The 26,082-nt window shown below is 72.5% G+C and carries 28 protein-coding genes; 13 read left to right on the top strand and 15 right to left on the bottom strand.

Annotation, left to right across the window (positions count from 1 at the left end; translation table 11 throughout):
- Window positions 1-131: 131 nt before the first annotated feature.
- Window positions 132-1,172, bottom strand: coding sequence for a 2-hydroxy-3-oxopropionate reductase (locus ACFC1R_RS26050; protein WP_375942519.1), 1,041 nt, complete (start codon window positions 1,170-1,172; stop codon window positions 132-134).
- Window positions 1,117-1,989 (bottom strand): TIM barrel protein, encoded by an 873-nt coding sequence (locus ACFC1R_RS26045; RefSeq protein WP_375942517.1) that lies wholly within the window; start codon window positions 1,987-1,989, stop codon window positions 1,117-1,119. Before ACFC1R_RS26045 ends, ACFC1R_RS26050 begins: the two co-directional genes overlap by 56 nt.
- A 277-nt stretch (window positions 1,990-2,266) precedes the next feature.
- On the opposite strand from ACFC1R_RS26045, the gene ACFC1R_RS26040 reads away from it, so the two are divergent.
- From ACFC1R_RS26040 to ACFC1R_RS26010, 7 genes are all read left to right on the top strand, one after another.
- Entirely contained in the window at window positions 2,267-2,533 is a 267-nt protein-coding gene (locus tag ACFC1R_RS26040) for a thiamine-binding protein (RefSeq protein WP_375942565.1), read from the top strand.
- Window positions 2,530-2,913, top strand: coding sequence for a helix-turn-helix domain-containing protein (locus ACFC1R_RS26035; protein WP_375942515.1), 384 nt, complete (start codon window positions 2,530-2,532; stop codon window positions 2,911-2,913). Before ACFC1R_RS26040 ends, ACFC1R_RS26035 begins: the two co-directional genes overlap by 4 nt.
- Window positions 2,914-3,109: 196 nt before the next feature.
- Window positions 3,110-3,634, top strand: coding sequence for a 2-oxo-4-hydroxy-4-carboxy-5-ureidoimidazoline decarboxylase (uraD, locus tag ACFC1R_RS26030; RefSeq protein ID WP_375942513.1), 525 nt, complete (start codon window positions 3,110-3,112; stop codon window positions 3,632-3,634).
- A gap of 51 nt (window positions 3,635-3,685) precedes the next feature.
- The gene (uraH, locus tag ACFC1R_RS26025) at window positions 3,686-4,021 is read left to right on the top strand and encodes a hydroxyisourate hydrolase (RefSeq protein WP_375942511.1); all 336 of its coding nucleotides are present in this window, start codon (window positions 3,686-3,688) and stop codon (window positions 4,019-4,021) included.
- 25 nt (window positions 4,022-4,046) lie between these two features.
- A complete protein-coding gene (pucL, locus tag ACFC1R_RS26020; protein ID WP_375942509.1) occupies window positions 4,047-4,961 on the top strand; it encodes a factor-independent urate hydroxylase in 915 nt (304 codons plus the stop codon).
- A gap of 272 nt (window positions 4,962-5,233) precedes the next feature.
- Window positions 5,234-6,712 carry a nucleobase:cation symporter-2 family protein gene (locus ACFC1R_RS26015; protein ID WP_375942507.1) on the top strand — a complete coding sequence of 493 codons (1,479 nt, stop codon included), beginning with the start codon at window positions 5,234-5,236 and terminating at the stop codon, window positions 6,710-6,712.
- A 61-nt stretch (window positions 6,713-6,773) separates the two neighbouring features.
- Window positions 6,774-8,156 (top strand): 8-oxoguanine deaminase, encoded by a 1,383-nt coding sequence (locus ACFC1R_RS26010; protein ID WP_375942505.1) that lies wholly within the window; start codon window positions 6,774-6,776, stop codon window positions 8,154-8,156.
- Between the two features lie 558 nt (window positions 8,157-8,714).
- Here the strand turns inward: ACFC1R_RS26010 and ACFC1R_RS26005 are convergent.
- The 3 genes from ACFC1R_RS26005 to aceB form a co-directional block, all read right to left on the bottom strand.
- Complete coding sequence (locus ACFC1R_RS26005) at window positions 8,715-8,855, bottom strand: hypothetical protein (protein WP_375942503.1); 141 nt, start codon at window positions 8,853-8,855, stop codon at window positions 8,715-8,717.
- 58 nt (window positions 8,856-8,913) lie between these two features.
- Complete coding sequence (locus ACFC1R_RS26000) at window positions 8,914-9,300, bottom strand: gamma-glutamylcyclotransferase (RefSeq protein WP_375942502.1); 387 nt, start codon at window positions 9,298-9,300, stop codon at window positions 8,914-8,916.
- 198 nt (window positions 9,301-9,498) lie between these two features.
- Window positions 9,499-11,136: a malate synthase A gene (gene aceB / locus ACFC1R_RS25995; protein ID WP_375942500.1), complete on the bottom strand. Its 1,638-nt coding sequence runs from the start codon at window positions 11,134-11,136 to the stop codon at window positions 9,499-9,501.
- 272 nt (window positions 11,137-11,408) lie between these two features.
- Here aceB and ACFC1R_RS25990 point away from each other — a divergent pair, with 272 nt between their 5' ends.
- Entirely contained in the window at window positions 11,409-12,203 is a 795-nt protein-coding gene (locus ACFC1R_RS25990) for an IclR family transcriptional regulator (RefSeq protein ID WP_375942498.1), read from the top strand.
- A 198-nt stretch (window positions 12,204-12,401) separates the two neighbouring features.
- Here the strand turns inward: ACFC1R_RS25990 and ACFC1R_RS25985 are convergent, their stop codons facing one another.
- Window positions 12,402-12,713, bottom strand: coding sequence for an antibiotic biosynthesis monooxygenase (locus ACFC1R_RS25985; protein WP_375942496.1), 312 nt, complete (start codon window positions 12,711-12,713; stop codon window positions 12,402-12,404).
- 81 nt (window positions 12,714-12,794) lie between these two features.
- On the opposite strand from ACFC1R_RS25985, the gene ACFC1R_RS25980 reads away from it, so the two are divergent.
- A complete protein-coding gene (locus ACFC1R_RS25980) occupies window positions 12,795-13,307 on the top strand; it encodes a hypothetical protein (protein ID WP_375942494.1) in 513 nt (170 codons plus the stop codon).
- On the opposite strand, the gene ACFC1R_RS25975 is transcribed toward ACFC1R_RS25980, so the two are convergent.
- A complete protein-coding gene (locus tag ACFC1R_RS25975) occupies window positions 13,298-14,194 on the bottom strand; it encodes a beta-glucanase (protein WP_375942492.1) in 897 nt (298 codons plus the stop codon). The two genes, ACFC1R_RS25980 and ACFC1R_RS25975, sit on opposite strands and share 10 nt — an antisense overlap.
- 125 nt (window positions 14,195-14,319) lie before the next feature.
- Entirely contained in the window at window positions 14,320-15,591 is a 1,272-nt protein-coding gene (locus ACFC1R_RS25970; RefSeq protein ID WP_375942490.1) for an esterase/lipase family protein, read from the bottom strand.
- A gap of 199 nt (window positions 15,592-15,790) precedes the next feature.
- Here ACFC1R_RS25970 and ACFC1R_RS25965 point away from each other — a divergent pair, with 199 nt between their 5' ends.
- Both ACFC1R_RS25965 and ACFC1R_RS25960 read left to right on the top strand, forming a co-directional pair.
- Complete coding sequence (locus ACFC1R_RS25965) at window positions 15,791-16,186, top strand: ribonuclease domain-containing protein (RefSeq protein WP_375942488.1); 396 nt, start codon at window positions 15,791-15,793, stop codon at window positions 16,184-16,186.
- 226 nt (window positions 16,187-16,412) lie between these two features.
- Window positions 16,413-16,742 carry a hypothetical protein gene (locus tag ACFC1R_RS25960; RefSeq protein ID WP_375942486.1) on the top strand — a complete coding sequence of 110 codons (330 nt, stop codon included), beginning with the start codon at window positions 16,413-16,415 and terminating at the stop codon, window positions 16,740-16,742.
- A gap of 238 nt (window positions 16,743-16,980) precedes the next feature.
- On the opposite strand, the gene ACFC1R_RS25955 is transcribed toward ACFC1R_RS25960, so the two are convergent.
- Complete coding sequence (locus tag ACFC1R_RS25955; protein ID WP_375942484.1) at window positions 16,981-18,138, bottom strand: alpha/beta hydrolase; 1,158 nt, start codon at window positions 18,136-18,138, stop codon at window positions 16,981-16,983.
- A 367-nt stretch (window positions 18,139-18,505) separates the two neighbouring features.
- Between ACFC1R_RS25955 and ACFC1R_RS25950 the strand changes: the two genes are divergently transcribed.
- Window positions 18,506-19,090: a TetR family transcriptional regulator gene (locus tag ACFC1R_RS25950; RefSeq protein ID WP_375942482.1), complete on the top strand. Its 585-nt coding sequence runs from the start codon at window positions 18,506-18,508 to the stop codon at window positions 19,088-19,090.
- A 134-nt stretch (window positions 19,091-19,224) separates the two neighbouring features.
- Here the strand turns inward: ACFC1R_RS25950 and ACFC1R_RS25945 are convergent, their stop codons facing one another.
- The 6 genes from ACFC1R_RS25945 to ACFC1R_RS25920 all read right to left on the bottom strand — a co-directional run bounded on the left by ACFC1R_RS25945 (window position 19,225) and on the right by ACFC1R_RS25920 (window position 24,417).
- Window positions 19,225-20,088 carry a universal stress protein gene (locus ACFC1R_RS25945; protein ID WP_375942480.1) on the bottom strand — a complete coding sequence of 288 codons (864 nt, stop codon included), beginning with the start codon at window positions 20,086-20,088 and terminating at the stop codon, window positions 19,225-19,227.
- A 261-nt stretch (window positions 20,089-20,349) separates the two neighbouring features.
- A complete protein-coding gene (locus ACFC1R_RS25940; protein WP_375942478.1) occupies window positions 20,350-21,339 on the bottom strand; it encodes a phosphotriesterase in 990 nt (329 codons plus the stop codon).
- Window positions 21,336-21,824, bottom strand: a complete 489-nt coding sequence (locus tag ACFC1R_RS25935; RefSeq protein WP_375942476.1) for a carboxymuconolactone decarboxylase family protein — start codon at window positions 21,822-21,824, stop codon at window positions 21,336-21,338. Before ACFC1R_RS25935 ends, ACFC1R_RS25940 begins: the two co-directional genes overlap by 4 nt.
- 4 nt (window positions 21,825-21,828) lie before the next feature.
- Window positions 21,829-22,458 carry a DUF4865 family protein gene (locus ACFC1R_RS25930; protein ID WP_375942474.1) on the bottom strand — a complete coding sequence of 210 codons (630 nt, stop codon included), beginning with the start codon at window positions 22,456-22,458 and terminating at the stop codon, window positions 21,829-21,831.
- A gap of 265 nt (window positions 22,459-22,723) precedes the next feature.
- Window positions 22,724-23,281 carry a TetR/AcrR family transcriptional regulator gene (locus ACFC1R_RS25925; RefSeq protein WP_375942472.1) on the bottom strand — a complete coding sequence of 186 codons (558 nt, stop codon included), beginning with the start codon at window positions 23,279-23,281 and terminating at the stop codon, window positions 22,724-22,726.
- Between the two features lie 116 nt (window positions 23,282-23,397).
- Window positions 23,398-24,417 (bottom strand): LLM class flavin-dependent oxidoreductase, encoded by a 1,020-nt coding sequence (locus tag ACFC1R_RS25920; protein ID WP_375942470.1) that lies wholly within the window; start codon window positions 24,415-24,417, stop codon window positions 23,398-23,400.
- Between the two features lie 443 nt (window positions 24,418-24,860).
- Between ACFC1R_RS25920 and ACFC1R_RS25915 the strand changes: the two genes are divergently transcribed.
- Window positions 24,861-25,853, top strand: coding sequence for an aldo/keto reductase (locus tag ACFC1R_RS25915; protein WP_375942468.1), 993 nt, complete (start codon window positions 24,861-24,863; stop codon window positions 25,851-25,853).
- Window positions 25,854-26,082 lie beyond the last annotated feature (229 nt).

Raw genomic sequence — 26,082 nt, 5'->3', positions numbered from 1 at the left:
TACCTTTCGTGGGTTGTTTCTTTTTTTTATACCCCACTGGGGGGTGTCGGGGGCGGGGGGGGGCGCGGGGGGGGGGGCGCCCCGCCCGCCCCCCCCCCCGGCACGGAGCACTCCGCTGCTCGGCCTCGCGGTCACCCGACCTCGCGGCCCGAGAGCCGCTCGACACCGCGCAGCAGGGCCGAGTGGTCCAGCGAGCCGTCGCCGTTGGCGCGGGCCGAGGCGACCAGCTGGGCGACGACCGCGCCCACCGGCAGCGCCGCGCCGACGGCACGGGCCGCGTCGGTCACGATGCCCATGTCCTTGTGGTGCAGGTCGATGCGGAAACCGGGGGCGAACTCGCGGTTCAGCATGTTGCCCTTCTTGCGGTTCAGCACCGTCGAGCCGGCCAGGCCGCCGCCGAGCACGTCCAGCGCGGCGGCGAGGTCGACGCCCGCGTTCTCCAGGAAGACCACGGCCTCGGCCAGGACCTGGATGTTGACGGCCACGATCAGCTGGTTGGCGGCCTTCACGGTCTGGCCGGCACCGGCCGGGCCGACGTGGACGACCGTGGTGCCGAGCGCGTCGAAGAGCGGCTTCGCCTCGGCGAAGTCCGAGGCCGCGCCGCCGACCATGATGGACAGCACCGCCTCGACGGCACCGGCCTCACCACCGGAGACCGGGGCGTCCAGGGTGCGGATGCCCTTCTCCTTGGCGGCGGCCTCCACCTTGATCGAGGTCTGCGGGGTGATCGAGGACATGTCGATCACGAGGGCGCCGGCCCCGACGTTCTCCAGCACACCGCCCTCGGCCAGGATGACCTGCTCGACCTGCGGGTCGGCCGGAACCATGGTGATGACCACCTCGGCGTCCCGCACCGCTTCGGCGATGCTGCCGGCGCCGTGGCCGCCGGCCGCCACCAGGGCGTCGATCGGGGGCTGGGTGAGGTTGAAGCCGGTGACGTGGTGGCCGGCCTTGACCAGGTTGGCAGCCATCGGGCTGCCCATGATGCCGAGGCCGATAAAGGCGATCTTGCGGCTCATCGCTTCGCGTTCCTTCGTACGTGGAGGGGGTGGGGAGGGCGTGGCGCGCCCGGCCGTGCGATCCGTGGGGCCGCCCGGCCCGCCCGGTGGCGCGCGGTCAGTGGGACGGGCGCAGCTCGCGGGGCAGCCACTCGAAGCTGTCGGCGCTGACACCGGTGGACGGGCGGTACTCCAGTCCGATCCGGCCGGCCGCGGCGGAGCCGCCGGCCTGCCCGTAGCCCGCGGCGGTCAGCCGGGTGAAGAGGTCCTCGAAGTCCAGCCCGCCGGTGCCCGGCTCGTTGCGGCCCGGATCGTCGGCGATCTGCACGTGGCCGAAACGGTCGGCGTAGTCGTCGATGACCGCGGCCAGGTCCTCGCCGTTCCTGGCCAGGTGGTAGAAGTCGCAGAGGAACTTGGCGTTGCCGAGGCCGGTGGCCGCGTTCACCTTGTCCACGACCTCCACGGCGGCGGCCGCCGAGAGCAGCGCGTAGTCGGGCGCCTCGGGCTTGTTGAGGGCCTCGATCAGCAGGACCGCACCGATGGAGTGCGCGGCCCGGGCGGCCAGCGTGAGGTTCTCCAGTGCGAGCTCGTCCTGCTCCGCCGGATCCACGCCCTCGACCCGGTTGCCGTAGAGGGCGTTGAGCGCCTTGGTGCCCAGCGACTCGGCGAGCGAGACCGCCACCGGGACGTTCTCCCGGAACCGCTCGCTGTCGGCCGGCACCGAGAGGGTGCCCTTGGAGACCCCGGTGGCGAGGTCGTCCAGGAAGTTGAGGCCGGTGAGCTGCACACCCGCGTCGGTGAAGGCCTTGCGGAGCCCGTCCAGCTCGGCCCGGGCGGGAGCGTGGTCGAGGCCGAAGGGCCACCAGAGCTCGGCGGCGGTGAAGCCCGCGGCCGCGGCGGCGGCCGGGCGCTCCAGGAGCGGAAGCTCGCTGAACAGGATCGACAGGTTGACCGTGTAGCTGTGCTTGGAAGCGGCAGTCACGTCAATCACCTCTCACTCTCTTCCGTATCCGCAACTTCCACGATCCGGAAGAGGGATTCTGCTTGGTGGAAGCATGTCCGGGGATGCTCCGGAGTGTCAAGACCGTCACAACATTTTGTTGAAGCGGCCGAAACCTCCGGCCCTCCGGACTTCCGCACCGTCCGATCAGCCGACCCGCCCCGCTGCGGCGCCGGAGCGACAGCCACCCCGGCCCCGCCCGCCCCGGAAGCCCTCCCGGACCCCTCCCGTCGACGGCGCCGCTCGATAGAGTGAGCGGGTGCGATTGATGGTGGAGTTCACGACAGAACCGTTCGAGCTGGACACATTCCCGGAGCATGCGGCGGCCGCCCGGCGGGCGGTGGACGAGGCCGGCCTGGCCGTCGCCGTCGGCCCGTTCGGCACCGGCGCGGAGGGCGAGGCGGAGCAGGTCCTCGCCGCCGTCTCCGAGCTGCTGCGGGAGACCCTGAAGGCCGGGGCCACCCGGATCTCCGTACAGGTCAGCGTCCTGGACAAGGACGCGGGCGAGAGCCCGGAAGGAGTGGGTACGCAGTGAGCAACGCCCTGGAGCACCCGCTCGCCGCGGCGATAAAGCCGCTGCTGGAAGCCGTCGGCGCGACCCAGGTCGAGATGGCCGAGGCCCGTCCCGACGACGTCGTCCTGGAGTGGGAGGGCGCACCGGCCGTGGCCGTCCGCCTCCCGCACCTCAGCAGCGCACTGGACCGCCTGCTGGCCGACATGGCCCGCCAGTTCGACGGGCGTCCGCTGGCCGAGCTGGACCGCTGGGAGAAGCAGCGCGTGGTCGCCCTCCTGGAGGAGCGCGGCGCGTTCACCGTCCGCCACGGGGTGGAGACGGTGGCCTCGGCCCTCGGCGTCAGCCGGTTCACGGTGTACAACTATCTGAACCGGCAGCAGGACAGCGCCAAGACCAGTTGACCACGGCTGCCGTCCGCCGGGTCCGCCCAGTCTGTCCCACCCGTGACAGCCGGCGCACTTGGCGAATCGCACACCAAAAGGGCCGGTGAACGGGCCCGTCCCAAAACGTAACCACCAACCGTTCAACAAAGTGTTGACGCTCGGGGGTGGTGGATCTAGCTTTTGCGAGTGGCACCACTCTTCAGGAGGTCCACCCGTGACCAACCACCCCCAAGCGTCCCCTGACGCGACCGGCGCCCTCGAGGCGCTGGCGGAGGCTCCCGCCGCCGAGCTGACGGAGACCCTGCTGGAGATCTGCTCCAGCCCCGGCTGGGCCGAGGCCGTCGCGGCCGCCCGGCCCTGGGCCGACCGGGACGCTCTGCTGGCCGCCAACGCGGCGGCCATGACGGCGCTCACCGCCCGGGACCTGGACGACGCGATGGCCGGCCACGCCCGGATCGGCAAGCCCAAGGCGGGCGACGCCACCTCCGAGCGCGAGCAGGCCGGCATCCAGGGTGTGGACTCCGCACTCCTCGATGAACTGCACCGGGCGAACGCCGCCTACGAGGCGAAGTTCGGCCACGTGTTCCTGATCTGCGCCACCGGCCGCACCGCCGCCACCATGCTCGCGTCGCTGCGGACGCGCCTCCCCAACGACGCCGCCACCGAGGCGGAAATCGTCCGGGGCGAGCTGCGCAAGATCAACGACATTCGCATCAACCGACTGCTGGACGAGTCCTAGCGGTTCGTCCGACGGTTCGTCAATCCTGCCATCAGTAAGGTCACTTCACCCATGACTGGCATCTCCACGCACGTGCTCGACACCAGCCTCGGCCGCCCGGCCGAGGGTGTCCCGGTCGAGCTCGCACTGCACACCGAGGGTGGCTGGAAGGTGCTCGGCACCTCCGCCACGGACTCCGACGGCCGGGCCAAGGACCTGCCGGCCGTGGAGGCGGGCTCGGTCGTCCGGCTCCAGTTCGACACCGCGGCCTACTACGCCGGGGCCTCGGACCAGGCGCCGTTCTTCCCCGAGGTCTCGATCGTCTTCGCGGTCGCGCCCGCGCAGCACCACTACCACGTGCCGCTGCTGCTCAACCCGTTCGGCTACTCGGTCTACCGCGGAAGCTAGACCGCAACCTGCTTAGGAGCCTGTCATGGCCCACGTGCTCGGTCAGAACCAGTACGGCAAGGCGGAGAACCGCATCGTCCGGATCTACCGCGACAGCACCCGTCACGAGATCAAGGACCTGAACGTCTCGGTCGCCCTCTCCGGTGACTTCGAGGACGTCCACCTCACCGGCTCGAACGCCAACTGCCTGCCCACCGACACCACCAAGAACACCGTCTACGCCTTCGCCAAGGAGTACGGCATCGAGTCGGCGGAGGCCTTCGGCATCACGCTGGCCCGCCACTTCGTCGACAGCACCGAACCGGTCCGCCGCGCCCGGATCCGGATCGAGGAGTACGCCTGGGACCGGATCAGGACCCCGGACAGCTCCTCGCGCTTCATCGGCTCCGAGGAGGTCGGCCACTCCTTCGTCCGCAACGGCCAGGAGATCCGCACCAGCGAGATCGTCTACGACGGCGAGACCGTCCAGGTGATCTCCGGCCTCAAGGACCTGATCGTGATGAACTCCACCAACTCGGAGTTCTGGGGCTACATCAAGGACAGGTACACCACCCTGCAGGAGGCCTACGACCGCATCCTGGCCACCCAGGTGACGGCCCGTTGGAAGTACTCCTACCGCGGCGCGGAGGGCGAGAGCCAGCCCAACTGGAACCGCTCCTACACCCATGTGCGGCGCCACATGCTGGAGGCGTTCGCCGAGACCTACTCCTACTCGCTGCAGCAGACCCTGCACGCGATGGGCACCCGGGTGCTCAACAACCGCGCCGAGGTGGACGAGGTCCGCCTGGAGCTGCCGAACAAGCACCACTTCCTCGTCGACCTGGAGCCGTTCGGCCTCAAGAACGAGAACGAGGTCTACTACGCCGCCGACCGCATGTACGGCCTCATCGAGGGCACCGTGCACCGCGAGGGCGTCGTCCCGGTCATCCCGGTCGCCTGACCTCCCTCACGATGGACGCCATCCGGCACCGCTGCACCCACCGGCACCACCCCGCCGGACGGTCCCGGGCGGCCGGCAACTCCCCCAGCAGTGTAGACAGTTGCACCACCTGTTTCTCCACCCCCACCTACCGGAGATCGTGCTCGCCTCGCGGCGGCCGGCCCGGGGCGCTGGAGAAGCCGCCCGAGGGACTCTTGCACCGCCGTCCCGCCCTCGGGTTGTCTCCAGCGCCACGGGCACGCCGGAGGCCACGAGCACAAGAGGGGCTCGACATGGCACTCCGCTCCACCCGAACCACTGACGGCGGTTCCACCCCTGACGGACCCGCGCGGCCGGACGGATCGGCGACCAGCCGCCCCGACGCTCCGGGTCGCGAGGTCCACCCGGTGGACGAGCTGCTCCCGCCGGCGAAACTCCTCACCACCGGCCTGCAGCACGTCGCCGCGATGTACGCGGGCGTGGTCGCGCCCCCGCTCATCGTCGGCGCCGGTGTGGGTCTGACCCCCACCGAGCTCGCCCTGCTGATCTCGGCCAGCCTGTTCACCGCAGGACTGGCCACCCTGCTCCAGACGCTGGGTCTCTTCCAGCACACGGAGTGGGCGCGCATCGGCGCCAGGCTGCCGTTCGTGAACGGCGTCTCGTTCGCCGGTGTCGCACCGATGCTCGCCATCGCCAAGGAGCACGGCCCGAAGGACGCCCTTCCGGTCGTCTTCGGGGCGGTGATCGTCGCGGGGCTCCTGTGCTTCCTCGCGGCACCGTACTTCAGCAAGCTCGTCCGGTTCTTCCCCCCGGTCGTCCAGGGCACCGTGATCACCCTCATCGGGGTGTCCCTGCTTCCGGTGGCCGTCAACTGGGCTCGCGGCGGCTCGGCCGGCGCACCCGGCTACGGCTCCGCCAAGGCCATCGGACTCGCCGCCTTCACCCTCGCCGCGGTGGTCCTGTGCAACCGTCTGCTGCGCGGCTTCTGGCAGCGGCTCTCGCTCCTCGTCGGGCTGGCGATCGGCACCCTGGCCGCCTTCCCGATGGGTCTCACCGACTTCGGCCCGGTCAGGGACGCGAAGGTCTTCGCGCTCCCGTCACCGTTCCACTTCGGCGCGCCGGTCTTCGACATCACGGCGATCGTCTCGCTCTGCATCGTCATGGTGGTCTCGATGACCGAGTCCACCGCCGACATGCTGGCGCTCGGCCGGATCGTGGACCGCCAGGCCGACGAGCGGACCCTGACGGCGGGACTGCGGGCCGACGGCCTGGCCACCGCGCTCAGCCCGGTCTTCAACGGGTTCGCGTGCAGTGCCTTCGCCCAGAACATCGGCCTGGTGGCACTGACGAAGATCCGCAGCCGCTTCGTGGTCGCGGCCGGCGGCGGGATCCTCATCCTGCTCGGGCTGTTCCCGGTGCTCGGCTCGATGGTCTCGCTGGTGCCGCAACCGGTGCTCGGCGGCGCCGGGATCGTGCTCTTCGGCACGGTCGCGGCGAGCGGGATCCGCACCCTGGCGGAGGCCGGCATGGACACCGGCGCCAACACCATCCTGGTGTCGGTGTCCCTCGGGGTCGGCATCGTCCCGATCGCCTCGCCCGACTTCTACAACCCCTTCCCGGAGGCCGTCCGCACCCTGATGCACTCCGGGATCTCGGCCGGCTGCGTGATGGCCGTCCTGCTCAACCTGCTCTTCCACCACGTCGGTGCCGGCCGCCGCACCCCAACCGGCGAGACACCCGGCGCGACGGTGCCGACGGCGACACCGTCCTGATCGGCGGGGGGCGTGCACCGCTCACCCGCACGCCCCCGCCCTCCCCCATAGGAGTCACACCATGGCAGTCCAGCCCCCGCCCGCAGACCAGCGGATCGTGATCGAGAACGTCGCCATCGCGACCGTCGACGCCGACGACACCGAGTACGCCCGCGGCCACGTGGTCATCCTCGGCAACAGGATCGAGTCGGTCGGAGGCGGCCCAGCCCCGCAGTGGCTGGACAACGTGGTGCGCCGGATCAACGGCGAGGGCCACCTGATCACCCCGGGTCTGGTCAACACCCACCACCACTTCTACCAGTGGATCACCCGGGGCCTGGCCCAGGACGACATCCTCTTCGACTGGCTGGTCGCCCTCTACCCGACCTGGGCCCGGATCGACGACAGGCTGGTGCACGCCGCCTCGCAGGGCTCCGCGGCCGCACTGCTCAAGTCCGGCTGCACGACGGCCTCCGACCACCACTACGTCTTCCCGCAGGGCGGCGGCGACATCCTCGGCGCCTCCATCGAGGCCGTGCAGGAGCTCGGCATGCGCTTCACCGCGCTGCGCGGCTCGATGGACCGCAGCAAGAAGGACGGCGGCCTGCCGCCGGACCACGCCGTCGAGCGGACCGAGGACATCCTGGTCGCGTCCGAGGCCGCCGTGGACCGCTACCACGACTCCTCCTTCGGCTCGATGCTGCACATCGCCATCGCGCCCTGCTCGCCGTTCTCGGTCTCCACCGAGCTGATGCGCGAGGCCGCGCTGCTCGCCCGCCGCAAGGGCGTACGGCTGCACACGCACGGCTCGGAGACCGCCGAGGAGGAGCAGTTCTGCAAGGAGCTGTTCGGCATGGGCCCGACCGACTACTTCGAGTCGGTCGGCTGGCTGGGCGAGGACGTCTGGATGGCGCACTGCGTCCACATGAACGACTCCGACATCGCCAAGTTCGCCGAGACGGGCACCGGCGTCGCACACTGCCCGTCCTCCAACGCCCGTCTGGCGGCCGGCATCGCCCGGGTGCCCGACATGCTCGCGGCGGGGGTCCCGGTCGGCCTGGGCGTGGACGGCACCGCCTCCAACGAGTCCGGTGAGCTCGGCACCGAGCTGCGCAACGCACTGCTGATCAACCGTCTGCACGGGCGTCCCGACGCGCTGACCGCCCGGTCGGCGCTGCGCCTGGGCACCATGGGCGGCGCCCGCGTACTCGGTCGGCAGGACGAGATCGGCTCCATCGAGGTCGGCAAGCTCGCCGACCTGGCGCTCTGGAAGGTCGACGGCATCATGCACTCCTCGATCGCCGACCCGGTCGCCGCCCTCACCCTGGGCGCCCTGCCCCCGCTCGCCACCCTCTTCGTCAACGGCAACGCCGTGGTCGAGAAGGGCAACCTGACCACCGTGAACGAGGACCAGATCGCGCTGGCCTGTGCCCGCGCCGCCAAGGAGCTCGCCTCCCGCGCCTGATCCCCTCGGACTCCGGGTCGCGCCAGGGACGGCGCGCCGCCCGGACCCCGCCCGGCCCACGGCCGGGCGGGGCACAGCCCCGGACCCACGGCGAGGGTCCGGGGCTGTGACGCATGCGCCTCCGGGTGGCCCACGGCCGACCGGACTCGTCGCGGCGGGACGTCAGGTGCCCGTCACGACGGGTGCCCGCCGTCGTGGTGCGGGTGCCCGTCACCGCGGGGGCCCGTCACCGCGGCGGGTGCTCCGGGGCCGGCCGGTCCGCACGGCGGACGACGCGGACGACCACGCGAAGTGGCCCCGGCGGGGCCGGAGCCGCCCGGCCGGAGCCGTCCAGGAGCGGGACCGGGACCTGTGAGCACCCGAACGGTGCACGGGTCCACACAGCCGTGGACCGCAACCGTCCGGCGGAGTGCGGGAACGCCGACACCGCCGCCCGGGGAGGGCGGCGGTGTCGGCGTACGGCCGGAGCTACGGCGTGACGGCGTGACGGGCACGGCACGGCACGGCGGGTGACCGGGCTTCGTGGGCTCCCGGCGGAGCGTGCCCGCGGTCAGGCCGTCAGGAGTCCTGCCCCTCCTGCTCGGGCTGCTGGCCCGCCTTCCGGACGACCCAGGCCTCCCCCACCGCGCCGAGGCACTCGACCGCGAGGCCCCCGATCCGGGCGATGCCCGCCACTGCGTAACCGATGACCTCTTCCATGCCGACCCCTCCGTCGTGACCACCGGGGCTTCGGATCCGCCCCTCGACGACAGCGTACTCAGGCGGTACGGCCCAGCGTGGCGAGGTAGGAGCGCCAGCCGCCGTACTCGGTGATCTCCTTGTGGACGCCGCGCTCCAGTTCACCGCGGGCGAGGACCATGGAGAGGCAGGGGGAGCCGTCGGCCAGCTCGATGATGCCGAGCTCGAGTTCGAGCGGCTCGCCGGGCAGGATGACGTCGCGCAGGTGCTCCAGGGTGACGTCGTAGAGCTCGCCCTCGATGGCGGTGTCCACCTCGGGGGCGGGCAGCAGCCCGGGGCACTCGTCGCGGATGGAGAAGAAGCGGTAGCCGGGGGCGGTGGTGACGGGGCCGATCAGCGCGTCGGCGACCGAGTGGTGGAAGGGTCCGCCGACCATGGCCTGGCCGTTGAAGAAGATGCGGGCCATCAGGTGTGTCTCCTCGGGGGTGCGCGGGGTACCACGGCTGCGGCCGGGGCGGACCTCCCCAGGTGTTCCCGGCCGCAGCCGTGCGGGGCCTCCGTTCCGTACGGTCGCTGAGGCGCGCCGTACGGAACGGAGCAATCGACGCCGTGGATTCGCCGACCCGTCGAAGGGGCGGCGGGCGGCGGGTGGATAGATTGGGCCTCAGCCGAGCAGCTCGTACGCCGGCAGGGTGAGGAAGTCGACGAACTCCTCGGCCAACGACAGCTGTTCGAAGAGCTTGGCGGCCTCGGCCCAGCGCCCACCGGCGTAGGCGACGTCACCCGACTCCGCGCGCAGGGCGGCGAGTTCCTCGGCCACGAGCCGACGGACCAGCTCTGCGGTGGCCTTCTCGCCGGTGTCGGCGAGGATGACGCCGTTGTGGATCCACTGCCAGATCTGCGAGCGGGAGATCTCGGCGGTGGCGGCGTCCTCCATCATGTTGAAGATGCCGACCGCGCCGAGGCCGCGCAGCCAGGCCTCGATGTAGCGGATGCCGACCTGGACGGCGTTGTGCAGCCCCGCCTGGGTGCAACTGCCGCCGGCGCCCGCGATGTCGAGCAGCTGGGCCGCCGTCACCGGCTCGGCGGAGCCGGGGTTCTCCTTCTGGTCGGAACGCTCACCGAGCACGGCGTCGAAGGAGGCGCGGGCGACCGGCACCAGGTCGGGGTGGGCGACCCAGGAGCCGTCGAAGCCGTTGGCCGCCTCGCGGTCCTTGTCGGCCTTGACCTTCTCCAGCGCCGCCGCGTTGACCTCGGGGTCCTTGCGGGAGGGAATGAAGGCGGCCATGCCGCCGATGGCGTGGGCGCCGCGCCGGTGACACGTCCGCACCAGCAGCCGGGTGTAGGCGGCCATGAACGGCGAGGCCATGGTGACGCTGTTGCGGTCCGGCAGGATGTAGTGCTCGCCCGCGTCGCGGAAGTTCTTGACGATGGAGAAGAGGTAGTCCCAGCGGCCCGCGTTGAGACCGGCCGCGTGGTCGCGCAGCTCGTAGAGGATCTCCTCCATCTCGAACGAGGCCGTGATGGTCTCGATCAGGACGGTGGCCCTGATGGTGCCGTAGGGGATGCCGAGTGCGGCCTGCGCGTGGGTGAAGACGTCGTTCCAGAGCCTGGCCTCGAGGTGGCTCTCGGTCTTCGGAAGGTAGAAGTACGGGCCCGAGTTGGGGTCCTCGGCGCCCTTGGCCAGCAGCCGCCGGGCGTTGTGGAAGAAGTACAGGCCGAAGTCGAAGAAGGCGCCGGCCACCGGAATGCCGTCGACCAGCAGGTGGTTCTCGTTGAGGTGCCAGCCGCGCGGGCGGACCACCACGGTGGCGAGCTCGGCGGCGGGCCTGAGCGCGTACGCCTTGCCGCCGGGGGCGGTGAAGTCGATCCGCCCCTCGAAGGCGTCGATCAGGTTGACCTGGCCGGTGACCGCGTTCTCCCAGGTGGGGGCGGTGGCGTCCTCGAAGTCGGCGAGCCAGACCCTGGCACCGGAGTTGAGCGCGTTGATGACCATCTTGCGGTCGGTCGGCCCGGTGATCTCGACCCGGCGGTCCTGCAGCGCGCGCGGGGCCTCGGCGACCTTCCAGTCGGCCGAGCGGATCGCGGCGGTCTCAGGGAGGAAGTCCAGGGTGCCGGCCCGGGCGATCTCGGCACGGCGGGTCTTTCGTCGGGTCAGGAGTTCCTGGCGGCGACCTTCGAATGCACGGTGGAGCCCGACCACGAAGGCGACCGCCTCCGGGGTGAGCACCTCCTCTGCACGGGGGACGCGCGGACCGGCGACAGTGACGACCGGAGCGGCGGACGATGCGCCCGGGGGCACCTCCGGCTGGCGGCTGGGACGCCGAAGGTGGGATGGGGGCACCCCCGGCCGAAGGCTGGGGGCAGGTCCCTGATCTGCAGCCATGGACAGGACACTCCTTGGACGGTTGAGCCAGCGAAGGGAGCTCCGGTGGGAACTTCCTTGATCTGAACCCACCTACCGATGGGTTCTGTTCTGTAAAGTGGAGAGTAGTTTCCGCGATACAGAATTTCAACGCTTTGTTGAGAGATCGCTGGGACTCTACTCCTCCTCCGACAGCGAAGGGAACGCCGGTGGCCAGCACCCCCGCCGCAGCACCCACAGGGACCGACCGCGCGGCCGGCGGCGTACAGTCCGTCGAACGCGCCTTCCAACTGCTGGAGGCGCTGGCCGACTCGGGCGGCATCGCCACCCTGAGCGAGCTCTCCGCCACCTCCGGTCTGCCGATGCCGACCATCCACCGTCTGATCCGTACCCTCGTCCAGCAGGGATATGTGAGACAGGACACCGCCCGCCGCTACACCCTGGGCCCCCGACTGATCCGGCTCGGCGAGACCGCCGGGCGCCTGCTGGGCAGTTGGGCCCGCCCCTACCTGGCCGAACTGATGGAGGCCACCGGCGAGACCGCGAACCTGGCGGTCCTGGAGGGCGGCGAGGTGGTCTACGTCGGGCAGGTCCAGTCGCGGCGCTCGATGCGGATGTTCACCGAGGTCGGGCGGCGGGTCCAGCCGCACTGCACCGGCGTCGGCAAGGCGCTGCTGGCGCAGCTGCCCGAAGAGGAGGCCCGCGCCGTCCTGGGCACCCAGCCGCTGCAGTCGCACACCCCCTACACGGTGACCGACCCGGCGCAGCTCTTCGAGCAGCTGGCGATCGCGCGCGAGCGCGGCTACGTGGTGGACGACCAGGAGCAGGAGATCGGGGTCCGCTGCATCGCGGTGGCGGTACCGGGCGCACCGACGCCCACCGCCCTCTCGGTCTCCGGCCCCGAGGCCCGGATCCGGGCGCTGGAGGCACAGGTGGGCGACACCTCACTGGTTCCGGTGATGCTCCAGATCTCGGCCCGACTCGGTCAGGTCCTCGCCCCCTGAGCGACCTCGCCCGAACGCCCCCTCCGGGGGCACCCCGGGGTGCGACGGGTGGACCCGTGGGGGGTCTTCCGGTGCGACGGGTGGACCGCGGACGTTCGGGGGCGGGGTCAACGGCCCGACCAACCGCACGGGTTCACCCCGCGCCCGCGCACGGGATCCCGCGCCCCGAGGAACCCCTCGGGGCGTCGCCCCGCCGGCTCAGTCCAGCACCGGCGCGCCGACCTGCTCGACCGACACCTGAAAGACCGTCAACTCCGGCTCGGCGCCGATCAGGACGAAGAGCCGGGGTGCGGCAGCCAGTCTGGGGTTGGAGCGCACCGCCTCCAGTGCGACCCGGTCCCGCCAGAGGGACTGCACCCGCCAGCGCCCGCCGGGGCCTCGCAGCAGCTCGGTCCTGATCAGCCCGTCCGGCAGCGGACCGGCCACCAACTCCCGGTAGGAGTCCACCAACTCGGCCTCCCGCTCGGCCGCCACCACCGCGCTGACCTCGCTCAACACCCGTCCGGACATCGCTATCACCTCCGTGGATCCAGGCTACGCCGCTACATTGGGTGCCCGGCTCGGCACTCTGCGCGGACGAGGTGGGTAGTGGTGGCCCTGATCAGGACAGCTCGCTGGACGATCGTCACGGCGGCGGTCGCGGCGCTGACGGCGGCCGGGACGGCGGCCACGGCGGCAGCGCCGTCCGACTCCGATCTGCTGCTGGTCCGGCTGGACCCGGACCCGGCGCCGCCCGGCGGCGACACCACGGTGCACGCCGTGGTCGCCAACGGCGGCCCCGACCGGACGGCCTCGCCGATCAGCGTCGTGATCGCGCTGCCCGCCGGGTTCACCGCGCACGGCCCGTACTTCCCGTCCTCCTGCACGGTCTCGGCCGTCGGGCACCTGGTGCGGTGCACCTTCCCGCCCGGCCTGCGGTACGGCCAGGTGGCGACCGCGCTGATCCCGGCGCGGGTGGACCCGGCGGTGCCGCCCGGGACCACGGCCGAGGGTCAGATCGTCGCGTTCGGCCCGGACGACCGCGACCCTGCGGACAACCGGGCACCGATCGGGTTCCGGGTCTCCCGGGCCGGGACCGGGCGGAGTCAGCGGAGTCATCGGTAGACCCGTACGTAGTCCGCCGAGAAGGTGATCGGCACGCTGCCCGAGGGAGCCGGGTGGTACTGCCCGTCGGCCACGGACAGGTTGAGGACCAGGTACGCGGACCAGCCGGCCCCGACGCCGGCGTGGTCCGAGAAGACCTTGGCACCATCGACGTACCAGTCGACCGAGTCGGCGCCGTAGTGGGTTCCGACCGTCACCCAGCGGTCGGCGCCCACGGCCTTCCCGTCGACGTAGTAGCCGGCGGCGGGTCTGACGTGGTTGGTCAGCTCCAGCAGGTCGGGGTTGTCGGGGTGGTACTCGAAGGAGTCGACCTCCCCGTTGGCCCCCTCGTCGCCGTTCCAGGTCCACAGCGCGGGCCAGGCCCCCCGGCCGGCCGGCATCCTGACCCGGGCCTCGGCGTAGTCGCCGACCATGACCCGGAAGCCCTCGGTGGAGCCCTCGGTGGTGAGGAAGCCGGTCTGCCACGCCTGGCTGCCGTTCTCCAGGCGCCGGGTGGAGGGCCTGGCCGTGAAGGTCGCCACGCCGTCGGTGACGCCGACGCCGGCGGTGTCGAGCCAGTCGAGCTTGTTCCCGTCCGGGTTGTGGTCGCCGTAGCGGTACGCGGTGGTCCGGTCGCCGACCCATCTGGCGCCCCAGGTGATACCGCCGTCGAACTCGTCCGACCAGGTCAGCACCTTCCCGGGGACCGGCGGCCCCGACCCTGCGGCGGCACCGGCCCGCCCTGCCTGCTGGGAGCCGGCCGGGCTCGCGGCCACCCGGGCGGGCCCGGCCGAAGCGGTGCCGCCGACGGCGACCACCTGCCCGGTGAACGGGACGGCCAGCAGGGTGACGGCACCGGCAGCGGTCAGCAGCCGGGAGGGTGTCGCGGTTGTCGCGGCTATTCGCATGACGGGCTTCCCCTGCGAGACGGTCCGCCGGACCCCGGCCCGGTGGGGCCGGTCGGCGGGAAAACCGGGGCCGAGCCGGGCGGCTCGTCAGGTCCGGGCCGGGCGAAGTGGCCTCCGTGCCGGCGCTACGACAGCCAGCTGTCGATCTGCGCGCAGGCGTCCGGGGACCAGGCCAGTTCGAGATGGTTCAGTCCGGTCAGCAGCCTGGTCCCGCCGACCGTGGCGATGCCGGTGGTGTCCAGGGCGCTGGCGGTGAAGACGATACCGTCGCTCGGCCCCCGGTTCTCGTCGAGGACGCCCGGGATGTCCGCCGAACCTCCGGCCAGCAGATAGGTCCGAACGGCGGACGGGACACCCGCCCGCTGCAGGGGTCCGACCAGCGAACCGGCCTCGATGGCGGCCTGGATGCCCTGGCCCGAGGTGTAGTAGCCCCGGCCGCCGTAGTAGGTGGTCCACCAGTCCTGCGCGCCGGTGTCCACTCCGTAGTCGGCGTCCCAGCGGGCGAGCAGCTGGCGCTGGCCGGGGAAGCAGTCGTGACCTCCGGCGGGCAGCACCCCCAGGCAGGGCTGGGCGGTGTAGCTGCCGTAGCAGGTCATGAAGAGGTGCGGGGAGGGCGCGTTGGCGGTGCCGCCGCAGGCGGGCCAGGTGGCGAGGTCGAAGCTCCAGCCGTGCGCGTACACGTAGTCCAGGCCGCCGTTCGGCCCGCCGAGGGTGACCAGTCGACGGACGTCCCCCGCGTACGGGCGGCCCCGGGAGGAGCGCACCGAGGAGACGTACGCGCGGGCGGCGACCTCGCCCTTGCTCCAGGCGACCAGGTCCACCTGCGGGACACCGAGCCTGGCCCGGATCACCGCGACGGCGTCGCCGATCGTCTGGGCCTGCATCAGGTTGTCGCCCTGCTTGTGGGCGAAGCCGATCGCGAACACCCGGTGTCCGGCGGCCGCGAGGTACTGGGCGAGACCGGTGTGCGGACAGCTCGCCGCGCCGCAGCCGCCGGACTCGCCCGGATCGGCCCAGGCGCGGTCGGCGTTGTCGTTCGCCCCGTGCACCAGCAGGACGGGCGTGGACGCGCGTCCGGTGTCCCAGCCCGGGGCCGAGTAGAGCAGGAACCGGCCCGAGTACGGGCGGCGCTCGCCGCCGAAGTAGCCGACCCGGGCACCGTCCTGGTCACCCCGGCCGTCGTCCGGGTACTCCTCGGCGTGGAAGCCCGCGCTGGTGTCCAGGAAGCGCTCGACCCGGGCCCAGCCGTTGCCCGGGGCGGCGAAGTCCGCCTCCGGCCGCAGGTAGGAGGGGAGTGCGGTGGCGGCGGCCGGGCCGAGGCCGAGCGTGAGCGCGGCGAGCGTGAGCAGTGCGGCGCACAGTGCGCGGCACGGCGAGGCGGGAAGACGGACCGGCATGGTCGGCTCCTGTCCGTGACGTCGGGTCAGGTCACGGTAGGGGCGGGCCCGGCCGGGGCCCATGTGACGGCCCGCCACAAAGCGGCGGCAACGGGTGGCGGTACGGCACGAGTCCGGCTGGTTTTGCACTGGTGATCTTCAGGCAAAGCCTTGTCATGACCCCTTCCGCAGCAACCTGACACACCTTCACACTGCTGCCATGGCAAACACTCTACGCGCGTGGAAGACCCGCGCCGCCTCCGTCGCCACCGTCGCCCTGCTGACCCTGGCGCCCACCGCAGTCTCCGCTACCGCCGCTCACGCCGACGTCAGCGGCAGCGTCTGTCTGACCGCGCTGCCGAGCCAGGCCGACGACACCCTCGCCCTGATCGACAGCGACGGGCCGTTCCCGTACTCGCAGGACGGCGTCGTCTTCCAGAACCGGGAGAACGTGCTTCCCTCGGAGTCCTACGGCTACTACCACGAGTACACCGTGATCACCCCCGGAGCGCCCACCAGAGGCACCCGGCGGATCATCACCGGGCAGGGGTACCAGGAGGACTACTACACCTCGGACCACTACACGACGTTCCGCCTGATCGACTTCGGCTGCTGATCCGACAGCACCGACCCGGCGACGACGGCCGGCAGCGTTGGACCGACAGCGCTGATCCGGCGTCGCCGACCCGGCAGCGCGCCGGTGCTGACCTGGCGCCACAGCACCGGCGCGGTGATCCCGTTCGAAACCAACGGGGATTCCGGCGGCGCGTCGGATAGGTTGGTGGGTGCGGTCGACGCCCGACCGCACCCACCGACCGACTCGCCAGAGGATCACCCACACGATGACCGCGCCCCTGCCAGGCTTCGCCGGACACACCTACCTGTTCCAGGTCGACAACGGTGCCGCCTTCCGCAATGCCTACTCGGCCGACGGGACGCGTCTGCGCTGGGAGGGCCTCGGCGAGTCCGCCGGCCAGTGGGACGACGTGGCACTGCACGTCGCCGAGGTGGGCCCGCAGCTGTACTTCGTCAGCTGGACGGAGTCGAGCGGCCTCACCGTCAGCCATGTGATGGACCTCGCCAAGCTGACCGTCCGCGCGTTCTGGACCTACGAGGGAGAGGGCGGCCGGGTCGGCGAGCTGCACACCGGCACGCTGGAGCAGATCGCCTGAGTCCCCGGGCCAGGCCCGCACGCCGCGGAGGGCGACCGCCTTCACCCGGGCCCGGCGACCGGTCGCCCCCTGGAGGGCCCCACAGGGAGAGCTCCGGGGAGAGCCACCGGTGGGATCGGGCAGCTCGTCCTTCGGAGGACGGGTACAGACGGGTTTCTTCCCCTCCGCACCGTTCCCCGCGCCCCGACGGCGTTCCCGACCGCCCTGCGGGGTCCCGCACCGCACGCGTCGGACCGCCCTACCCCGGCGGCACCCTGAGGTGCTGCGAGAGGAACTCCAGTGCCGGGGGCAGCAGTCGCTCCCAGGTCCTGAAGTTGTGGCCGCCGCTGGGCAGGGTGGCGGTCGTGACCGTCATCGGCGGCCGGACCGCCGCCACGAAGGCGTCGGTCTGCTGCTGGTAGGCACCGTCCCCCTCGGCCGTTCCGGCCACCAGCACCGAGACGGCCGGCTGCGGCAGGTTCCTCAACCGCCAGAGCAGGTCCGCCTCGTCGCGGCGCCGCTCACTGCCCTTGAACAGGTCTCCGGTGGTGGCGTCCTCGGCCGCCCTGTAGTAGCCGGAGAGCGAGGCCCCGGTCAGGAACGCCCCCGGGTCGCGCATCGTCAGCTTGAGCGCGCAGTAACCGCCGGTCGAGTCGCCCATCACCGCCCAGGCGTGCGGGTCGGCGGCCACCCGGTAGCTGTCCTCCACCACCCTGGGCACGTCCTTGGCGAAGTACGTCTCGGACTGCGGGCCCCCCGGGACGTCCTCGCACTCGGTGTCGGCGGGCATCGCCGGCGAGGGGCGCATCAGGACCAGCACGGTCGGCTGCATTCTGCCGGCCGCCATCAGGTTCAGCGCCGCGCCGGGGTAGTTGAGCCTGGTGATCAGGTTCCTGGCGTCACCGGGGAAACCGGTCAGCACGATCGCGGCCGGGAACCTGCTGTTCTGCCGGTCGGGCCGGAAGTACTGCGGGGGCAGGTAGACGTAGCCGTCCGTGCTCAGCCCGCTGGCCGGGCCCGGGATGCGCACGGAGTCGATCCGCCCGACCCGCCCGGGGTCGCGGCCGACCACCCCGCCGCCCTGGACGGCCTCCGTGCCGAGCACCTGGACCACCACGGCACCCGCCGCCTTCCGGCCGTCGCCGTCGGCGCCAGGACCGCTCCGCACGGTCACCGCCCCCCGGTTCCCCGTGCCCAGCAGATCACCCCAACTACTGTAGAAGGAAAAGTAGTTGTTAGCGGCCAGGGCGAGTGCACAGAGCACCGTCAGCTGGGTGGCCAGCAGTGCTCCGATCCGTCCGAGCACCGACCGCCAACTCGTCCTGGCCAGCCTCGGCCACAGCCACACCGTCGCGGTCGTCACCAGTACCGCGGCGAGAATCGCCAGCGCCAGCACCTTGTGGCTCGTCAGCCCCATCGCCCGCTGCTCCCGTGCGCTCCGGATAACCCTGTGCCCGCAACCCTGTGGCCCCGCAACTCGGCGGCCCTGCAACTCCGTGGCGCTGCGCCCGGAGCGGGCCCCACGTCCGAACCTACGCCTTCCGCACCCGTGCCGGGAGCGGAGCCCGCGGTTGCACCCGGCGGCGGTCGGCGGCCCGGCGAAGGCCCGCGGCAACCCCGGCGATCGCCAGGCGCGGGGCACCCAGCGCGTGAGCCCGCATCGGCGGCCCTCCGGTTCCGATCGTGATCATTCCTCCGGTGCATCATCGGGCGGCCCGTCGGCGCACCGGGCGGGGCACCCCGGTGGCACCGGGCGCCCCACCCGGTCGGCCCAGACGGACCGCGTGGGGCGAGGGGGCGGCGGCCACGGACCCGGCAGGCACCACGGGCACCGGGGGCGCGACGGGCGCCGGGGCCGGCGAGGGGATCACCGCCGAGGAGATCGCCCGGCCTCGGGCGTCTCACTGCGGACCTTCTACCGGTACTTCCGCACCAAGGAGGACGCCGTCGCGCCGCTCCTCGCCGACGGCGTCCGGCACTGGCTGGACGAACTCGCCGACGGCCCGCGCGAGCTGCCCGTGCCGCAGGCGCTGGAGCGCTCCGCGCTCACCGCCGCACCCGGGCGTCCGGCCGTCGCGCTGGACCTGGTGCGCGGAATCCTGCGCACGGCCCGGCACGACCCCGACCTGCTCGCCGTCTGGCACCGGGTGCACCACGACTCCGAGCTGGAACTCGCGCAGGTGCTGGCCGACCTGGTCGGGGCGGACGCGGACCCGCTGGAGCTCCGGCTGGTGGCGGCGGCCAATACGGGCATGCGGGTGGCCATGGAGTCCTGGGCGGCGTCCGAGGCGCCGCCGGAGCAGGCCGCAGGGCTCGCGGCGCGGTGCATCGGCGAACTGACTGCGGGCCTCAGGCTCTGGACGGAATGACCTCACCGACCCGACCGACCGCGGGCGATACCGCTCCCCGGCCGCAGGGGACGTGCGCGGGACCCGGTGGGACGTGCGCGGGCCCCGCGCGGCCGACCGCCACGGCCGTACGGGCCCGGCCGGCTACTGTGCGGTCACACGGGGACCACGGCCACCGGGCAGTGCGCGTGGTGGAGCACGGCATGGACGGCGGTGCCGAGGCGCAGGCCGAAGTGGGGGGCCGGCTGGTGGCGGGCGATCACCAGCAGAGCGGCGTCCCGGGAGGCTTCGACCAGGGTGCCGGCGGTGGCGCCCGTCAGGCTTTCGGTACGGACCGGGATGTCGGGGTAGTCCTCCTGGACGGGGTCGCAGGTGTGGCGCAGCAACTGCTCGTGCTGGTGGGCCTCCTCCCCCAGTTCGTCGATCATCGGAGCCGCGTGCGCGACGTCGGCGACCACCGGCGACCAGACGTGCACGGCACGCACCGGCAGTCCGAAGGTGTCGGCCTCGCGGAGCCCGAACCGCAGGGCCTCGCCGTCCCGTTCGTCCCTGATCGCCACCAGGATGTGGTCACCCGCGGAGGACGTCTGCCGCACCACGACGGTCGGACAGCTGCAGTGGGCGCTGATCCGCAGGCTGACCGATCCGAGCAGCAGGGAGGCGAAACCCCCGTGGCCCCGGCTGCCGACGACGGCGAGTTCGGCGTGTTCGGCGGCGGTGAGTACGGCCAGCGCCGCGTCCCGGGGAACGACGTCACCGGTCAGCCGCAGTCCCGGATGGGCGGCGGCCAGTTTGCCGGTCGCCTCCTCCAGGACGTCCTTGGCGTTCTTGAGGATGAGGTCGGTGACAGCCTCGCTCGCCCGTGGGGAGAGCGTGACGGTGCCGGTGTTGACCGCGTGCACCAGGTGCAGGGCGCAGCCCCGCCGCTCGGCCTCCTGGGCGGCCCACTCGGCGGCGGCCGTCGCCTGCGGCGAACCGTCCACCCCGGCGACGATGCCTGCGGGGGATCTGCTGTTCATACTCGGCTCCCGGAACGCTCCACGCCTTGCGCCCGGCCCGTTCCACACCTCTCCGGTTCGGGCCGTCCCACAGGGCCCTGGTACCAGGATGCACCGCCGCGCCCGCCAGGGGGATCCGGTCGGACTCCCCCGGCCGGCGGTGGGCTCCGGATCGGCCGACGGCTTCCGCCCGGCGCTCCGCGAGGGGCCGGGGCCCGAGTCGGGCCGGGAGTGCCCGTCCGTGCGTCCGGTCGGGGACGTGCGCACGTCGCGGTGGGCGGCTCAGGCGAAGGCCAGCGCGCGGGCGGGGTTGGCGCGGAAGACCAGGTCGGGCAGGTCCGCTCCGAACTCGCGTACCAGGCGCGGGCGCAGCGTGGCCAGCAGGTACGGCATGCCCGGCGTGCCGCGAGCGGCCGAGGTGGTGGTGTCGCCACCGAGCAGCAGCCGCTCGGCGTGTCCCGCTTCGAGGAGCGCGGCGATGGTGTCGAACAGGTGGTGGTCGGTGGCGTGGTTGGCCCGTGACGGCCCGTCCAGGGCGACGTACGCTCCGGATTCGGCGGCCTGGCGGTGGAGGCGCAGGTCCGGGAAGCGGTTCAGGTGGCCGAGGATCACGCGGTGCGGCGGGACACCGAGACGGTCGCAGAGCAGGTCCAGGACGTCGAGGGCGCCGGTGCCCAGTTCGTGGTGGACCGCGATCGGTGCACCGGTGGCGTGGTGGGCCTCGGCCGCTGCCGTCATGGTCCAGCGGGCGTGCCGGTCCAGGCCGTGGAAGCCGCCGGCCACCTTGATCAGTCCGGCCCGCCCGACGGGCTGGGCAGGACCGGCGGGCTCGGCGGACTCGGCGGACTCGGCGGGCTCAGCGAGTTCGGCGGACTCGGCGGACTCGGCGGGCTCGGTGAGTTCGGTGACGAAGAGCTGGGCCAGGTCCAGGTCGCGGAGCTGCTCCGGAGCGTAGTGGGCGGCCTGGTGCAGACCGGTCGCGGCGACCAGGTGGACCCCGGTGGTGCGGGAGAGCGCGACCAGGTCGGGCCGTCGGCGGCCCATTCCGTGCGGCGTCCACTGGACCACGGCCTGTCCGCCGAGTGAGGCGAAGGCGCGCAGCTCGCTCTCGGCGGCCGCCACGTCGTCCAGCTCCTGGCCGGGGAGCAGCCGGCTGCGCATGAAGAGGTGGTCGTGCGCGTCGCAGACGCCGAGCCCGTCGGGGTCGAGGTCGCCGAGGACGGTACGGACGGCCGGGCTGTCACCGCTGCGACCGCTGCCGACGCCGCTCATCGGGCCGCCACCGCCGTCCCGGTCCCGCCCGCGACCTCGTCGCCGACCTCCGCCTCGCCGCCGATCCCGCCATCGACCTCGTCATCGACCTCGCCGCCGACCTCCGCGAGTGCGGCGGCTGCCACCCGGAGGCCGGCCAGGGCCTTCGGAACACCGATGTACGGGGCGAGATGCACGAACACCTCGACGATCTGCTCGGCTGTCAGGCCGACCCGCAGGCTGCTGCGGACATGGCCGTGCAGCTGGGGATCGACCCCGCCGAGGGCGGCGAGTGCCGCGAGGTTGAGCAGCTGGCGGTCCCGCAGGGCCAGGCCCTCGCGCTGGTAGGTTCCTCCGAAGAGGCTGGTGACGATCCAGTCGGGGAAGCCGGGGGCGAGTGCCTCCAGCCCCGGCAGGGTGGCCCGCTGGGTGGGCCCGTCCACCAGGTCGTCGAGCATCCGGTAGCCGCGCTCGCGGTCGAGCTCGGCGGGGGCGAAGGTGTGCACGGGATCAGTCCTTCTCGGTGGTCGGGAGGGCGTCGAGCTCGGGACGGGACAGGTGCAGCACCTGATAGGCGGTGCAGGCGGTGTGGCCCCCGTCCGCCGGGGCGTTGTCCTGGCGCCACAGGGCGAAGCGGAGCAGCTCCCAGCGGTACGGGTCGAGGGCGACGGCTACGGAGTGCAGGCCGGGCCGGTCGGGGAGTTCGGCGAGCGCGCGGGCGGCCGCCTCGTCCGGGTCGGCTCCTTCGGCGAGCCGTAGGGTGCGGCGGGTGGCCGTACGGGGCGTCAGCTCGCGCTCCGGCCCGAGCCGCAGGCCGGTGCCGATCCAGTGCCGGACGGGCGGGCGGCCGAAGTCCGCGCTGAGGCCGGCGAAGCCGGGGCCGCGCAGGAAGCCGGCCATCGCCTCGGTGGAGCGCCAGAGGTAGAACGGCGCGTACTGGTTCACGGGCGGGCCGCCGTCGGCCCCGGGCCCGGCCGGGGTGCCCGCGTGCTCGCCACGGCCTCGTTCACGGATCAGGTACGCCTTGAATCCGAGGCCGGGCAACCGGTCCAGCAGGTGGCCCTTGATGGCGACGCGCTCGCGGATGATCCGCATGTCGTAGTCGGCGGGCAGGGTGATCTCGTACTGCATCGCTTGCACGGGTGCTTCCTCCGGATGTGGTGTTCCGTCAGCGAGCCGGGTTCGGACCGGTCGGCGATCGGGTGACCCGGCACGGGCCGGTGCGCGGCCCGGAGCCGGACACCGCGCAGCTCGCAGCCGGGTCGGCTCCGGCTGTGCCGCCGCTCTCACGGGGTACTGCCGAAAAGGCTTGGCTGCGAAGGCTCGGTGGACCCGCGAGGCCGGTGGGCGCGGTGACCCAGCGGGCGCGGGGCCCAGCGGGCGCGGGCCCCGGTGCGCGCTTCCCTCAGTGGGCGCGGAGCAGCGCCAGGGCGCCGTGGACCGCCCGCAGGAAGGGCTCGGGCGAGTCGGCGGCACGGGCCAGCACGTAGCCGCCCTGGACCACGGCGGCGATGGTCGCCGCGACCTCCGCCGGGTCCGGTCCGGCAGCGAACTCGCCCGCGGCCTGGCCCTCCGCGACGAGGTCGGCGAGCCGTCCGCGCAGCCAGTCGAAGGTCTCCTCGACCGGGCGGCGCAGCTGCGGCTCGGCGATCACCTCGGGATCCTGGGCCATCCGTCCGATCCGGCAGCCGCGCAGCACCTCGCGGTCGCGCAGCAGGTACGCCTCGATGCGCTCGTACGCGGTGCCCGGGCCCGAGAACTGCTCCTCGGCGAGGGCCCTGAGCTGCTCGGCGCTGCGGCCCAGCGCGGCGGCGGCGAGGTCGGTCTTGCCGCTGAAGTGGTGGTACATGCTGCCCTGCCCGACGCCGGAGCGCTGCTGGATCGCCTTGGGGCTGGTGCCGACGTACCCGCGCTCCCAGAGGAGCTCCTGGGTGGTCTCGATCAGTCGTTCACTGGTGGCCATGGCTCTACTGTACATACCAGTAGGTACAGAATGCCAGAGGCAACGGTAAACGGACCGGGGACGAGGAGCCGAGCCCGAAGGGCCGCCCGTGCCGGGCGGCCCTTCGAGGTCTCGGATCAGGGCAGTTCGCGGCGGATGACGGGCGCCACCTCGGTGGCGAAGAGCTCCAGTTGCTCGCGCTGGACGGACTCGGTGAGCGAGTCGACGCCGATGCCGACCACCTCGTTGCCGAACGCCTCGTGGTAGCGGTGGATCTTCTCGATCACCTGCTGCGGGCTGCCGACCAGCGCCGAACCGCGCTCCAGGGCGTCCTCCAGCGAGTCGAAGGGCGAGTTGTTGTGCCTGCCCGCGGCGGAGTCGAACAGCGCGTTCCAGTACGGCCGGAAGCCCTCGACCGCGTCCTGCGAGCGCCTGGCGACGAACAGCCCGCCGAAGCTCGTACCGACCCTGGCGTCCTTCGGGTCGCGGCCGTAGTGCTCCCAGCGCTCGCGGTAGTGGTCGACCAGCGCCTGGTACTTGGCCAGCGGGTGGAAGCTGTTGGCGGAGAACAGCGGATCGCCGAACCGGGCGGCCAGATCGGTGGACTGTTCGCTGGTGGCGCTGCCGTGCCAGACCGGGATCGGGTCCTGGAGCGGGCGTGGGTAGGTGGTGACCTCGGTGAGCGGCGCGCGGAACCGCCCCTGCCAGCTGACCTTCTCCTCACGCCAGAGCCGGTGCAGCAGACCGTAGTTCTCCGCCAGGTAGTCCCACTGGTGGTCCTCGTCCAGGCCGAACAGGCCGAAGTGGCGCGGGTCGTTGCCCTTCCCGATGATCAATTCGACCCGCCCGCCCGAGAGTTGGTCGAGCAGTGCGTAGTCCTCCGCCACCCGGACCGGATCCAGGACCGAGAGCACCGTGACGGTGGTGAACAGCCGGATCGTCCTGGTGCGTGCGGCGATCGCGCTGAGCAGCACGGGCGGGGCGGGCGACAGGAACGGTTCGCCGTGCCGCTCCCCCACGCCGAAGCCGTCGAAGCCGAGTCGTTCGGCGGTGACGGCCTGGTCGATGACGTTCTCCAGCTTCTCCCGTGCGGAGCGCTGGTGGCCGGTGACGGGGTCGGGACCGTTCGAGACCAGGGACGAGACGGTGAACCGCATGGCGGTCTCCTTGCGAGCGAGGCGGGACTGGCCGCACCCCGGCGTCGCGGCCGGAGGTCGTCGGCGCTCGCCCGGGGGCGGCACCGGAAGGGGATCGACGTGACGGCGGGTTCGGTTCGGTCCGGTCCGGACCCGGGTCAGCGCGAGGTGCCGCGAGTGCGACAACAGCGGCGAGGGGTGGCGGCACTGCGGTGCATCTTCGACTCCCCCTCGGCTCGGCGCGGCCCGGCCGCGCACGGACGATCCTCCGGCGAGCTTATGACCCGCCCGGTGCGGCGGGCAAGGGGCGACCCGACCGGCCGACAACCCGACCGGCCCGCAACCCGACCGACCCGCAACCCGACTGACGGCGCGGCGCGCCGCTGCCGGTTCGCCCGAGGACCTGCCCCGGCCCCGGACGGCCACCGGCCCGCACACCGGTTGCGAACTGGCAGGATGCTGGCATGACGTACCTCCCCGCCGACGACCGCTACTCCTCGATGACCTACCGCCGCGCCGGCCGCAGCGGCGTGCAGCTGCCCGCCGTCTCGCTCGGCCTGTGGCACAACTTCGGTGACACCCAGCCGCTGGAGGTCCAGCGCGCGGTGCTGCGCCGCGCCTTCGACCGCGGCGTCACCCACTTCGACCTGGCCAACAACTACGGTCCGCCGTACGGCAGTGCGGAACGGAACTTCGGCACGCTCTTCGCGCAGGACTTCCGCCCGTACCGGGACGAGCTGTTCATCGCCTCGAAGGCCGGCTGGGACATGTGGCCGGGCCCATACGGGGACGGCGGCTCGCGCAAGTACCTGCTGGCGAGCCTGGACCAGTCGCTGGAGCGGATGGGCCTGGAGTACGTGGACGTGTTCTACTCGCACCGCCACGACCCGGACACCCCGCTGGAGGAGACCATGGGGGCGCTGGACTCCGCGGTCCGCTCCGGCAAGGCCCTCTACGCGGCGATCTCCAACTACCCCGCCGAGCAGCACCGGGAGGCGGTGGCGATCCTGCGGGAGATGGGTACGCCGGTCCTGCTGAACCAGGCCTCGTACTCGATCCTGAACCGGGAGCCCGAGGACGGCGGCCTGCTCGACGCGGTCGGTGACACCCGGACCGCACTGATCGCCTATTCCCCGCTCGCCCAGGGCCTGTTGACGGACCGCTACCTCAGTGGCGCGGTGCCCGCCGGGTCGCGGATGTCGGTGGGCCACTTCCTGCGCGAGGAGGCACTGACCGGCGCCAAGCTGGAGCAGCTGCGTGCACTCGCGAAGGTCGCGGAGCAGCGCGGGCAGACCCTGGCGCAGCTCGCCCTCAGCTGGGTGCTGCGGGACCCCCGGGTCGTCTCGGTGATCATCGGGGCCAGCAGCGTCGCCCAACTCGACCAGAACCTGGATGCGTTGAGCGGAACCCCGCTCTCGGCCGAGGAGCTGGCGGAGATCGACCGGCTGAGCCGCTGAGCTGCCGATCCGGCGAGGGGTCGGCGGGGAGAGGTCGGCGGGCCTCGGGCGGTGCGGCTCGCGAGCTGCACCGCCCGAGGCGCCCATCCGACGCGCACCGCCCGAGGCACGCCGTCCGAGGCACGCCGTCCAAGGCACGCCGTCCAAGGCACGCCGTCCAAGGCACGCCGTCCAAGGCACGCCGTCCAAGGCACGCCGTCCAAGGCACGCCGTCCAAGGCACGCCGTAC

Source organism: Kitasatospora sp. NPDC056138 (genome assembly GCF_042264695.1).
Lineage (GTDB): Bacteria > Actinomycetota > Actinomycetes > Streptomycetales > Streptomycetaceae > Kitasatospora.
The sequence above is the reverse complement of the archived record's forward strand: the minus strand, read 5'-3'. Positions and strand labels throughout refer to the sequence as shown.